Below are 11,827 nucleotides of genomic sequence, written 5' to 3'. Positions count from 1 at the left end.
GTTAAAAGGAGCTGGAGCCGTCCGGAATGACCGGGTTACAGGCCCTGCATCATTTTGCGCACACCGGCCACATGCCGACGGCTGACAATCAGCGCATCACCATTGAGACCTTTGAGGAACAGCTGGAAATGCCCCAGCGGCGTACGTTGCAGACGTTCGATACGGTCGCGGGCAACCAAGGCGTTGCGGTGGATACGCACGAAGCGCTCGCCGAATTCGTCTTCGAGAGCCTTGAGTGGCTCGTCGAGCAGCACTTCGCCGGCCTCGTGGCGCAAAGTCACGTATTTATGATCGGCAATGAAATAGACCACCTGATCCAGAGGGATCAGTTCGATGCCTTTGCGGGTGCGCGCACTGATGTGGCTGCGCGGGCCGGTGCCACTTTCGGCAGCGGGACGGGTCAGGGCCGAGAGTTGCGCCCGGTTGGGACGTTCAGCCCGTTTCAGGGCGTCATGCAGATGTTCAGTTCGCACGGGTTTCACCACATAGCCCACGGCGCTGGCCTGCAGGGCTTCCACGGCAAATTCATCGGGGCTGGTGCAAAACACCACGGCCGGCGGCGTTTCGCGTTCGCACAGACGGGCAGCGACCTGCAGGCCATCAAGGCCTGGCATACGGATATCGAGCAGCACGATATCCGGCTTGTGGCTGTCGATCAGTGCCAACGCCTCTTCGCCATTCGTGGCGCTGGGCTCCAGAACTGTATAACCCTCGAGCTCGCTCACCATTCGGCTGAGGCGCTCGCGAGCCAGTGGTTCGTCATCAACGATCAGGACATTCATATTGCGCTGGATTCCTGCGTGAGTCTCGCACAAGGATAGCGTAGACAGGTGAAGTGACGTCCGTCACCGCGATCCACGCTAAGACTAGCCCGAGCGCCAAAAAGTGCCGTACGTCGGCCAGCAATATTTGCCAGTGTCCGGGTCGTACTGCTCAAAGCCCGCTGTTTCCTGCGTTTCTCACGGGGTTTGCCGAAGGACAAAACACCCACCCCCTCTTCTTATAGTCGGCGGCCAGACCTTTGCGCGATCCGGAGCCGCGTCGACCCTTATGTCCAACTGTAGACGCTCGCCGGGCCGATATTGCTCAATCGAAAAATATCCTTGCGCAAAACCTCCGGGGCCAGCGGCGACTATGGCGCACACAATGAGAAAAAAACGTATCGACCAGTGTCAGCGACAGGATTGGCAACCCTGTTATTATCCGCGCCAGCGTTTCACGCCTTCTTTCTTCAAGCCGATACGAGCGAATTCATGAGCACTGACAAGACCAATCAGTCCTGGGGCGGCCGCTTCAGTGAACCCGTCGACGCCTTCGTCGCCCGCTTCACCGCCTCCGTCACTTTCGACCAGCGCCTGTATCGCCACGACATCATGGGCTCGATCGCCCACGCCACCATGCTGGCCAAGGTCGGCGTGCTGACCGATGCCGAGCGCGACAGCATCATCGATGGCCTGAAGACCATTCAGGGCGAAATCGAGGCCGGCCAGTTCGACTGGCGCATCGATCTCGAAGACGTGCACATGAACATCGAAGCACGCCTGACCGACCGCATCGGCGTCACCGGTAAAAAGCTGCACACCGGGCGTAGCCGCAACGACCAGGTCGCCACCGACATCCGCCTGTGGCTGCGTGACGAGATTGATCTGATCCTCGCCGAAATTACCCGCCTGCAAAAAGGCCTGCTGGAGCAAGCCGAGCGCGAAGCCGCGAGCATCATGCCGGGCTTCACCCACCTGCAGACGGCGCAGCCGGTGACTTTCGGGCACCACATGCTGGCCTGGTTCGAAATGCTCAGCCGCGACTACGAGCGTCTGGTCGACTGCCGCAAGCGCACCAACCGCATGCCACTGGGCAGCGCCGCGCTGGCTGGCACCACCTACCCGATCGACCGTGAATACACCGCGCAACTGCTGGGCTTCGACGCCGTCGGCGGCAACTCGCTGGACAACGTCTCCGATCGCGACTTCGCCATCGAATTCTGCTCGGCCGCGAGCATCGCGATGATGCACTTGTCGCGTTTCTCCGAAGAGCTGGTGCTGTGGACCAGCGCGCAATTCCAGTTCATCGATCTGCCGGACCGTTTCTGCACCGGCAGCTCGATCATGCCGCAAAAGAAAAACCCCGATGTGCCAGAGCTGGTGCGGGGCAAGACCGGCCGCGTGTTCGGCGCACTGATGGGCCTGCTGACCTTGATGAAGGGCCAACCGCTGGCTTACAACAAAGACAACCAGGAAGACAAAGAGCCGCTGTTCGACGCCGCCGACACCCTGCGTGACTCGCTGCGGGCCTTTGCCGACATGATCCCGGCGATCAAACCCAAGCACGCGATCATGCGTGAAGCGGCGCTGCGTGGCTTCTCCACCGCGACCGATCTGGCGGATTATCTGGTGCGTCGTGGTCTGCCGTTCCGTGATTGCCACGAGATCGTTGGTCACGCCGTGAAATACGGCGTGGACACTGGCAAGGATCTGGCCGAGATGAGCCTGGAAGAACTGCGCCAGTTCAGCGATCAGATCGAGCAGGACGTGTTTGCCGTGCTGACCCTGGAAGGCTCGGTGAATGCCCGTGACCATATCGGCGGCACTGCGCCGGCGCAGGTCAAGGCTGCTGTGGTTCGCGGTCAGGCGCTGATCGCCAGCCGCTAAAAGCCAAAAGCTTCGCGAGCAGGCTCGCTCCCACAGATTCTGCGTCGAACACGTAATCGTGTTTCAGCACATAACTCTGTGGGAGCGAGCCTGCTCGCGAATGCGATCTTCAGAACAGCAAAAAAATCACTTCTTGGCAGCGATCATCGCCAAAAACGCCGGCATCGCCGCTTCCTTGTCCGCCGCAATCTTCTGCACATGCGGATTCTGCTCCAGCCGTTCCAGCAACGCCTTCGCCTGCGGCATCTCCGCCAGCAAATCGATCCCGAACAGCTTCTGCCCGACCGCACAGGCCAGCGGCACGCTGTAGAAGAAATACAAATCGGCAATGCTCAGACTGTCGCCCGCCACGTACGGGGCGAATTTGCCGTGACGGCCCAGCGCAGCAAAACCCAGTAGCAATTCAGTCTTGGTCTTTTCCTTGATCGCGTCCGGCAAGGTCATGCCGAAGAACGCCTCGCCATAGCAGGCACGCCCAGGCAACTCGATGTACAGCTCGATTTCCTTGGCAATCGCCAACACCTGCGCGCGCTCGAATGGATCGCTTGGCAGCAGCGGTGTGCCTTTCTGGGTCTGCTCGAGGTATTCAAGGATGATCGCGGTTTCGTTGATAAAACCGGCGTCTACACCGAGCACCGGCACTTTGCCGCGCGGGCTGATGGCCAGTGATTCAGGGGTCGACGTCGGGTAGAACGTGACCTCTTCGAACGGCAGGCCTTTTTCCAGCAGCGCCAGCTTGACCATGTTGTAGTAGTTGCTGACTGAGAATCCGTAGAGCTTGAACATCACATAGCCTCCAGGCCGTGCGGGGTGGGCAGGGCCTGTTTATAGATCGCACAGGCGAATCGCGCCAGCAGCATCACCCCGCGGAATGCGGGTAAACTGGCGCCTTTCCATGAGGAGCCTGCCATGAGCGAGCCGACAGACATCGACAACGACGACGAAGAGTTCACCGAGGCTACGTTGATCGAAGCCATCGAGAACCAGATCGAAAGCGACAACCCGCCAGCGGCCAAAGCGACGTTCAACAAGCTGACCTTGGTGGGTGTGGAGCGCGAAGATATCCTCAACCTGATGGCGCACGTGCTGGCCTGCGAGATTGACGCGATGCTCGATGAAGACCGTGCGTTCAATACCGAATGGTACGAAGCGGCGCTGCGCGCACTGCCAGAGTTGCCACCCGAAAATCAGTAACAACACATTCCCCCCTGTGGGAGCGACGGTGCGACGATTCGACTTGCTCGCGAAGGCGTTTTATCAGTCAACTTATTTGCTGAATGACACACCGCTTTCGCGAGCAGGCTCGCTCCCACACAATTTGTCACCCATCCATCCAGCCAACTCTCCGGCCCCGACTACACTGGAATCCGCCTCAAGACAAAATCCCTGATCTGAGCACTGGACATGCCGCAAAAGCGGGTTCACCTTAGGGACGCTGTCGTCCAATTCCTAGAAAGTCTGGAGTCCTTATGTCGCTTACCCCTGAGTTGGTTGCCGAACTGGAAGTCCTCGCACTCTTTCCCCTGGACAGTTCCCAGGAAGGTTTGAAAATTCATCAGACCGCTGCCCCGAAACATATTTCTGCCGCCAAACGCCTCTTTGAAAAAGACCTGACGGATCAGCCCGATGGCGGGTATCTGACCAGCCTCGGTCGCGATGCCGCACAAAATGTGCAAACCGTGCTGACCATTCTGAGAGAGCAGGAAACCGCCTGATCCTTCCCGACTTTGCCCACGGGAACTCCTGCCACGGGATTTCCGCGGGCCTGCCCGGCCTCCCGCGATATAAATCTGACGTCAAAAAACAAATTCAGCTTAAAAGTCCCGCTGCGCTAAGGCTAAACTGCCTGACATTCCGAGACCCTCTACGTCCGAGCCTGCGAGCCGGTTTGAGCTGACATGACGCGCACCCACGAAATCCGCCCCGACCTGGACGAAGGCATTGACCGCAAGGTCCTCAGCCAACTGCGCGCGCGTTTTCTCAAACTCAATGAAGGCCGCCTCGGCCGCGCCCTGGAAGGTTTGTCGACGCGCCAACAGAGCGTGTTGACGCTGTTGCCGCTGTTCTTCCACGTCAACCATCCGCTGCTGCCGGGTTATGTCTCGGGCAGTACGCCGGCCGGTCTGTCGAATTACGAGCCGGACACCAATACGCTCGCCGAAGCGCAACGCCTGACCCGTTCGTTCTCCTACAAGCCGCGTCACGGCAGCAACCCGCCACGACCGATCCACGGCCTGTTCCTGATGGGCAGCCTTGGCACGCTGGCACAGGCCGATCAGAGCGACATGGACGTGTGGGTCTGCCACGCGCCTGACTTGAGCGAAAGTGAACTCAGTGAGCTGAGCAAGAAATGTCAGTTGCTCGAAACCTGGGCTGCGAGCCAGGGCGCCGAAGCGCATTTTTTCCTGATCGACCCGGAGCGCTTCGTCAAAGGCGAACGCGACACCCAGCTCAGCTCGGAAAACTGCGGCAGCACTCAGCACTATCTGTTGCTGGACGAGTTTTACCGCACCGCAATCTGGCTGGCCGGGCGCACGCCGATCTGGTGGCTGGTGCCGGTTTACGAAGAAACCGCCTACGACCTCTACACCCACACCCTGCTGTCCAAGCGTTTCATCCGCGCCGACGAAACCCTCGACCTTGGCCACCTGGCGAGAATCCCGCCAGGCGAGTTCATCGGCGCCGGGTTGTGGCAGTTGTTCAAAGGCATCGAGTCACCGTACAAATCGGTGCTCAAACTGCTGCTGACCGAGGTCTACGCCAGCGAACACCCGCAGGTGCAGTGCCTGAGCCTGCGCTTCAAAAAAGCCGTGTTCGCCAACCAACTGGATCTGGATGAACTGGACCCGTACATGGTCGTGTACCGGCGTATCGAGGAATACCTCACCGCGCGTAACGAGCCGGAGCGGCTGGAACTGGTGCGCCGCGCGCTGTACCTGAAGGTCAACCGCAAGCTCACCGGCAACAGCCGCACCCAGAGCTGGCAACGCACGTTGCTGGAACGGCTGGCCAGCGAGTGGCATTGGGATCAGCGACAACTGACCCTGCTCGACAGCCGCAGTCAGTGGAAAGTCCGCCAGGTCAGCGCCGAACGCCGCGCGCTGGTCAATGAGCTGAACTACAGCTATCGCTTCCTGACCCAGTTCGCTCGCACCGAGCAGACCGTCAGCCTGATCAACAAGCGCGACCTCAATGTGCTCGGCCGCAGGCTCTATGCCGCCTTCGAGCGCAAGGCCGACAAGGTCGAGTTCATCAACCCCGGCATCGCCCCGGATCTGGCCGAAGACACCCTGACCCTGGTGCAGTCGCGCAACAAGAAGGAGCCGGGACAAACCCAGTGGGGCCTGTACAACGGCAGCCTGACCGCATTGGAGTGGGAACACTTCGCGCCAATCAAGCGCAGCCGCGAGTTACTGGAGCTGTTGACCTGGTGCCACCGCAACGGTGTGATCGACAGCAGCACGCGCCTCGCTTTGCATCCCGGCACCAGCGACCTGAGCGAGTTCGAGCTGTTCAACCTGCTCGGCAGCCTGCAGCAGTGCATCGCCCTGCCCTTGCCCACCGTCGCGGAAGAACCGCTGCTGCGCGCCGCGGTGCCGAGCGAAGTGTTGATTCTGGTAAACGTCGGGATTGATCCGCTCAAACATCACCGCGACCTCAATATCCTGATGACCACCGAGCGAACCGACTCGCTGAGCTACGCCGGTGTGCGCGAAAACCTCGTGCTGACGCTGGATCAGGTCACGCTCAACAGCTGGAACGAAGTACTGGTCAACCGCTTCGACGGCCCGCATGCCCTGCTCGACTGCCTGCGCGATTACCTCAACAATTTGCCACGCGGGCCATCGCAGCCGTCGCTGAAGGTGCGCTGCTTCTGCCACAACCGCGCGCAGTTCATTGCCCGTCGGGTTGAAGAAATCATCGACACCGCGCAGAACCTGCTGCTCAGCGAGTTGAATCACCGCTATCTGATTCAGGTGCAGCAGCATTATCACGTACTGGAATTGGTGCCGGGCCAGGTCAACCACGTCGCCCTCGCCACCCTGCCGGCGCTGGTCGATTACCTCGGCGAGGAACAGCCGCGCTACAGCCCGCTGCACCTGGACCCGATGGCGCTGGAGGAACACGACCTCGCGCTGATCCTGCCAATGGGCCAGCCGGAGTGCATTCAGGTGTTCTACCGCATTACCGAACAGCAAGCCGAGCTGTACGTATTGGATGAATTCAATGCGCTGTGGCAGCAGCATTTGCCGTACCACGACGAGCAGAGTCTGCTGGTGCCGCTGCAGCGCTTCCTGCAATCGATCCTGTTCCGTCGCGAAGCCGTGTTGCCGATGGATGCCGGCCCGGGTGCCCGTCTCGAAACGTTGTATTACCAGTTATTGCCTTCGGGGCCGGGACGCGCACGACGGGTCGAAGCGCGGCCGGCACCGCAGACGCCAGTGAACAAGCCGTTCTATGACGTGCAGGCAATTGTCGGCAAAGCCGCACCGGGCGAAGTGCAGGTCACCCTGTATTGCAATCAAAGGGAATTCAGCGAGCTGGAACATGGCGACCAACTGTTCAGCGTGGTCGCCCGGGAGATCGTCGAGCAGCGCCGCGACAGCGAACGCTATCGCTGCTACATCACCGACCTGGACCTCTCGGGCCTGCTCGGTGACGGGCAGAGTTCAAGCAATCTGTATCTGCGCTACAAGGCTGACCTGGAGCGCGCTCTGAACGAGGCACTCGAACAGGTCTGAGGCGGATTACTCGGGAAACGCGCCACCGTTGGCCGGTTGCGATTCGACTTCCAGCAAAGTCAGTTTGAGGGTCTTGCCACCCGGTGCCGGCCAGTCAATGTGCTGACCGACCTTCAGGCCCAGCAGTGCGCTGCCGACTGGCGCCAGGATCGAGATCTTGCCTTCATCGGCGTTGGCATCCTTGGGATAGACCAACGTCAGGTGGTAATCCTTGCCACTGCCTTCTTCGCGGCAGTGCACACGGGAATTCATCGTCACGACATCGGCGGGCACTTCATCGTGGCCGACCACGGTATCGGCGCGGTCCAGCTCGGTTTGCAGCGCAATCACGCCCGGCAGCGTGTCATCCAGGCTGTCGATCAGGCGTTCCAGACGTTGCACGTCCAGACGGGTAAGGGTGATGGAAGGTGCGGTCATGATCCGGGCAGACTCCTTTCTTCTGCACACAAAAAAAGCAAAACCCCGCCAAAAAAGACGGGGTTTTCACCAGGCCTCGATGGGTTGAGGCGTGTTCGGACACTATCACAGCTCAAAAAATATACAAGTCACGCCCCGCCGCACTGCTTGCGCTGCGACGCCTGCGCGCAAATCACGCGCCGCCGCTCGTCGTCCGCCGAACGCCATTCGCGAATATCTTCGACGTGGCGGAAGCAGCCCAGGCAAACCTTGTGCTCGTCGAGTCGGCAAACGCCGCTGCACGGCGAGGGCACGGCCGGGCTGATGTTGCTGTAGAGCGGCTTCGGTGGACGAACAGGAGCGGTGTCGGTCACGGAATCACAGACCTTCGAAGTCGAATTCAGCGCCAGCCTGCTGCTGGACGATGCGCTCGAGCATTTCGCCCAATTGCTCTTCGCTCTTGTCGCACATCCAGCGCTCGCTTTCTTCGTCGTAGTCGAAGTGGAAACCACCGGACACCGCCGCCAGCCACAGCTGACGCAGCGGCTCCTGGCGGCTGAAGATCAGCTGCGAGCCGTTTTCGAACTTGACGGTGAGCACACCGGCCGAGTTCTCCATGTCGATATCCAGATCACTTTCGTCAAAGATGTCTTCCAGTTTTTCCTGGGTTTCATCGACCAGATCGTGAAAACGGGCTTCGGACAAACTCATTGCGGCAACCTCAAAAAATGTCTGATCAGGCTCAAGCGCCGAAAGATACGGACGCTGCCGGCCGATTGCAAAGATTAACGACCAAGCACCTGCCGGCCCAGTAACACCGAACCCTGTGGGAGCGAGCCTGCTCGCGAATGGCCGGCACATCCAACATTATCGCTAGCTGACACACCGCTATCGCGAGCAGGCTCACTCCTACAGGAGATTGCGGCGGTTCGGGCAGCTTTGGGCGAGCCCCGCCGGACGGGAACCCCCTCGCATAGGCAAGCTGCCGGGTGGCCGGTATACTCCGGCGCAATTAACGCATTTTCAAGGATTTCGCCATGAAGCGCCTGATCTCTTCCCTTGCTGCGCTCGTCGCGGTTGCCTGCCTCGTTTCGGCCTGTGGTCAAAAAGGCCCGCTGTACCTGCCGGATGACGATCAGGACCCGGCCGAGCAAGCCCAGTCTTCGCAGAAGCAACCGTCCAAAGCACACAAGCACGACGTTTACCAATAAGGGATCGCCATGGACGCTTTTAACTACCGTGGCGGGGAACTGTTCGCGGAAGGTGTGGCGCTGTCCGCCATCGCCGATCGTTTCGGTACGCCTACTTATGTGTACTCGCGCGCGCATATCGAAGCTCAGTATCTGGCTTACGCCGATGCCTTGGCCGGCATGCCGCACCTCGTCTGCTTTGCGGTCAAGGCCAACTCCAACCTCGGCGTACTGAATGTCCTGGCCCGTCTCGGTGCCGGTTTCGACATCGTTTCCCGTGGTGAACTGGAGCGTGTACTCGCCGCTGGCGGCAGTGCTGACAAGATCGTCTTCTCCGGTGTCGGCAAGACCCGTGACGACATGCGTCGCGCACTGGAAGTCGGCGTGCACTGCTTCAACGTCGAATCCACCGACGAGTTGGAACGCCTGCAAGTGGTCGCCGCCGAGCTGGGCGTTCGCGCCCCGGTATCGCTGCGGGTGAACCCGGACGTCGATGCCGGCACCCACCCGTACATTTCCACCGGTCTCAAAGAGAACAAGTTCGGTATCGCCATTGCCGACGCCGAAGACGTGTACGTACGCGCCGCGCATCTGCCGAACCTGGAAGTGGTTGGCGTCGACTGCCACATCGGTTCGCAACTGACCACGCTGCCACCGTTCCTTGATGCCCTCGACCGCCTTCTGGATCTGGTCGATCGTCTCGGCGATTGCGGCATTCACCTGCGCCACATCGATCTCGGTGGTGGTTTGGGCGTGCGTTATCGCGATGAAGAGCCGCCATTGGCTGCCGACTACATCAAAGCCGTACGCGAGCGTCTGAACGGTCGTGATCTGGCGCTGGTGTTCGAGCCGGGCCGTTTCATCGTTGCCAACGCCGGCGTGCTGCTGACTCAGGTCGAGTACCTCAAGCACACCGAACACAAGGATTTCGCCATCGTCGACGCGGCGATGAACGACCTGATTCGCCCGGCGCTGTATCAGGCGTGGATGGACGTCACGGCGGTCAAACCGCGTGACACCGCTGCGCGCAAATACGACATCGTCGGCCCGATCTGCGAAACCGGTGACTTCCTCGCCAAGGATCGCGAATTGGCCCTGGCCGAAGGCGATCTGCTGGCCGTGCATTCGGCCGGCGCCTACGGTTTTGTGATGAGCTCCAACTACAACACCCGTGGCCGTGCCGCTGAAGTGTTGGTAGACGGTGATCAGGTTTTTGAAGTGCGTCGCCGCGAGACCGTGGCCGAGCTGTTTGCCGGCGAAAGCCTGCTGCCGGAGTAAGCCATGCTGCTGCGTTTTACTAAAATGCACGGCTTGGGCAATGACTTCATGGTTCTCGACCTGGTCAGCCAGCACGCGCATATTCAGCCGAAGCACGCCAAGCAATGGGGCGACCGCCATACCGGCATCGGTTTCGACCAGCTGCTGATCGTCGAGGCACCGAGCAACCCGGACGTGGATTTCCGTTACCGGATCTTCAATTCCGATGGCTCGGAAGTCGAGCAGTGCGGCAACGGTGCGCGCTGCTTTGCGCGCTTCGTGCTCGACAAGCGTCTGACCGCGAAACGACAGATTCGCGTCGAGACCAAGGGCGGCATCATCGAACTGGACGTGCGTAACGACGGCCAGATCGGTGTGAACATGGGCGCCCCGCGTCTGGTGCCGGCGGACATTCCGTTCGAAGCGCCGGCGCAGGCCATCAGCTATCAGCTGGAAGTCGACGGCACCACGGTCGAACTGGCTGCCGTGTCGATGGGCAACCCGCATGCGGTATTGCGCGTGCAGGACATCAACAGCGCACCGGTGCATGAACTGGGGGCAAAAATCGAACACCATCCGCGCTTCCCGGCGCGAGTGAATGTCGGTTTCCTCCAAGTCATCGACCGTAACCGTGCGCAGTTGCGCGTGTGGGAACGCGGCGCCGGGGAAACCCAAGCCTGCGGTACCGGCGCGTGTGCAGCGGCTGTCGCTGCGATCAGCCAGGGGTGGATGGATTCGCCGCTATTGATCGACCTGCCCGGCGGGCGTCTGTCCATTGAATGGGCGGGCCCTGGCCAACCGGTGCTGATGACCGGTCCGGCAGTGCGTGTATACGAAGGACAAGTACGTCTTTGAGTGAGCAGAAACCATGACCGATAAGCCTCAGGTACCCGCCCGACAGTCCGACGAATCAGCGTCCGAAAGCCTGGAGGCGGCAGCGGTTGCTGCGTACCTTGAGGCGCATCCGGACTTCTTCGTCGAGCACGAAGAACTGCTGCCCGCCCTGCGCATTCCTCACCAGCGCGGTGATACCGTTTCGCTGGTCGAGCGGCAGATGACCATTCTGCGCGACCGCAACATCGAGATGCGTCACCGCCTCTCGCATTTGATGGACGTCGCCCGCGACAACGATCGCCTGTTCGACAAGACCCGCCGCCTGATTCTTTCTCTAATGGACGCCGCCAGCCTGGAAGACGTGGTGATCAGCGTCGAAGACAGTCTGCGCCAGGATTTCCAGGTGCCTTTTGTCAGCCTGATCCTGCTCGGTGACAACCCGGCACCGGTCGGTCGCTGGGTCACTCACGCTGACGCCCAAGTCGCCATCGGCGGCTTGCTTACCGAAGGCAAAAGCGTCAGCGGCAGCCTGCGTGAGCATGAACTGGACTTCCTCTTCGGCGAAGAACAGCGCAAGCAGATCGGCTCCACCGCCGTGGTCGCGGTCAGTCATCAAGGCATCCACGGCATTCTCGCGATCGCCAGCCGTGATCCGCAGCACTACAAGAGTTCGGTCGGCACGCTGTTCTTGAGCTACATCGCCGAAGTCATGGGCCGCGTGCTGCCACGGGTCAACAGCTCCCTGCGCTCGGTACGCTGA

General features: G+C 60.5%; 13 protein-coding genes and 1 pseudogene. 8 read left to right on the top strand and 6 right to left on the bottom strand.

What is annotated here, in order from left to right; genetic code table 11:
• Positions 1-35: 35 nt before the first annotated feature.
• Positions 36-782, bottom strand: a complete 747-nt coding sequence (locus tag ACI514_RS26555) for a LytTR family DNA-binding domain-containing protein (RefSeq protein WP_007911111.1) — start codon at positions 780-782, stop codon at positions 36-38.
• Positions 779-919 (bottom strand): annotated as a pseudogene (locus ACI514_RS26550) (sensor histidine kinase); the annotation flags it as partial. The gene ACI514_RS26555 and the pseudogene ACI514_RS26550, both read right to left, overlap by 4 nt.
• Positions 920-1,253: 334 nt before the next feature.
• Between ACI514_RS26550 and argH the strand changes: the two are divergent.
• Entirely contained in the window at positions 1,254-2,648 is a 1,395-nt protein-coding gene (gene argH / locus ACI514_RS26545) for an argininosuccinate lyase (protein WP_007911110.1), read from the top strand.
• A 126-nt stretch (positions 2,649-2,774) separates the two neighbouring features.
• Here the strand turns inward: argH and ACI514_RS26540 are convergent, their stop codons facing one another.
• Complete coding sequence (locus tag ACI514_RS26540) at positions 2,775-3,434, bottom strand: glutathione S-transferase family protein (protein WP_160059867.1); 660 nt, start codon at positions 3,432-3,434, stop codon at positions 2,775-2,777.
• A 123-nt stretch (positions 3,435-3,557) separates the two neighbouring features.
• Between ACI514_RS26540 and ACI514_RS26535 the strand changes: the two genes are divergently transcribed.
• From ACI514_RS26535 to ACI514_RS26525, 3 genes are all read left to right on the top strand, one after another.
• On the top strand, positions 3,558-3,842 hold the full coding sequence (locus tag ACI514_RS26535) for a hypothetical protein (RefSeq protein WP_405122670.1): 285 nt from the start codon (positions 3,558-3,560) through the stop codon (positions 3,840-3,842).
• Positions 3,843-4,117: 275 nt separating this feature from the next.
• Positions 4,118-4,363, top strand: coding sequence for a TIGR02647 family protein (locus ACI514_RS26530; protein ID WP_008084565.1), 246 nt, complete (start codon positions 4,118-4,120; stop codon positions 4,361-4,363).
• Positions 4,364-4,546: 183 nt separating this feature from the next.
• Complete coding sequence (locus ACI514_RS26525) at positions 4,547-7,390, top strand: class I adenylate cyclase (RefSeq protein WP_405122669.1); 2,844 nt, start codon at positions 4,547-4,549, stop codon at positions 7,388-7,390.
• A 6-nt stretch (positions 7,391-7,396) separates the two neighbouring features.
• Here ACI514_RS26525 and rnk read toward each other — a convergent pair whose 3' ends face one another.
• The 3 genes from rnk to cyaY all read right to left on the bottom strand — a co-directional run bounded on the left by rnk (position 7,397) and on the right by cyaY (position 8,497).
• The gene (gene rnk, locus ACI514_RS26520; RefSeq protein ID WP_007911103.1) at positions 7,397-7,807 is read right to left on the bottom strand and encodes a nucleoside diphosphate kinase regulator; all 411 of its coding nucleotides are present in this window, start codon (positions 7,805-7,807) and stop codon (positions 7,397-7,399) included.
• 128 nt (positions 7,808-7,935) lie between these two features.
• Entirely contained in the window at positions 7,936-8,160 is a 225-nt protein-coding gene (locus tag ACI514_RS26515) for a DUF1289 domain-containing protein (RefSeq protein WP_405122668.1), read from the bottom strand.
• 4 nt (positions 8,161-8,164) lie between these two features.
• A complete protein-coding gene (cyaY, locus tag ACI514_RS26510) occupies positions 8,165-8,497 on the bottom strand; it encodes an iron donor protein CyaY (RefSeq protein ID WP_160059870.1) in 333 nt (110 codons plus the stop codon).
• 326 nt (positions 8,498-8,823) lie between these two features.
• Between cyaY and ACI514_RS26505 the strand changes: the two genes are divergently transcribed.
• Genes ACI514_RS26505 through ACI514_RS26490 form a run of 4 tightly spaced genes read left to right on the top strand, consistent with a single transcriptional unit; the run spans position 8,824 to position 11,827 of the window.
• Complete coding sequence (locus tag ACI514_RS26505; RefSeq protein WP_007911098.1) at positions 8,824-8,997, top strand: lipoprotein; 174 nt, start codon at positions 8,824-8,826, stop codon at positions 8,995-8,997.
• A 9-nt stretch (positions 8,998-9,006) separates the two neighbouring features.
• Positions 9,007-10,254 (top strand): diaminopimelate decarboxylase, encoded by a 1,248-nt coding sequence (gene lysA / locus ACI514_RS26500; protein WP_064389521.1) that lies wholly within the window; start codon positions 9,007-9,009, stop codon positions 10,252-10,254.
• 3 nt (positions 10,255-10,257) lie between these two features.
• A complete protein-coding gene (gene dapF, locus ACI514_RS26495; RefSeq protein WP_160059871.1) occupies positions 10,258-11,088 on the top strand; it encodes a diaminopimelate epimerase in 831 nt (276 codons plus the stop codon).
• A gap of 13 nt (positions 11,089-11,101) precedes the next feature.
• Entirely contained in the window at positions 11,102-11,827 is a 726-nt protein-coding gene (locus ACI514_RS26490) for a DUF484 family protein (protein ID WP_008084574.1), read from the top strand.

Origin of the sequence: Pseudomonas sp. M20 (assembly GCF_045037865.1) — a bacterium.
Classification (GTDB): Bacteria; Pseudomonadota; Gammaproteobacteria; order Pseudomonadales; family Pseudomonadaceae; genus Aquipseudomonas.
The sequence above is the reverse complement of the archived record's forward strand: the minus strand, read 5'-3'. Positions and strand labels throughout refer to the sequence as shown.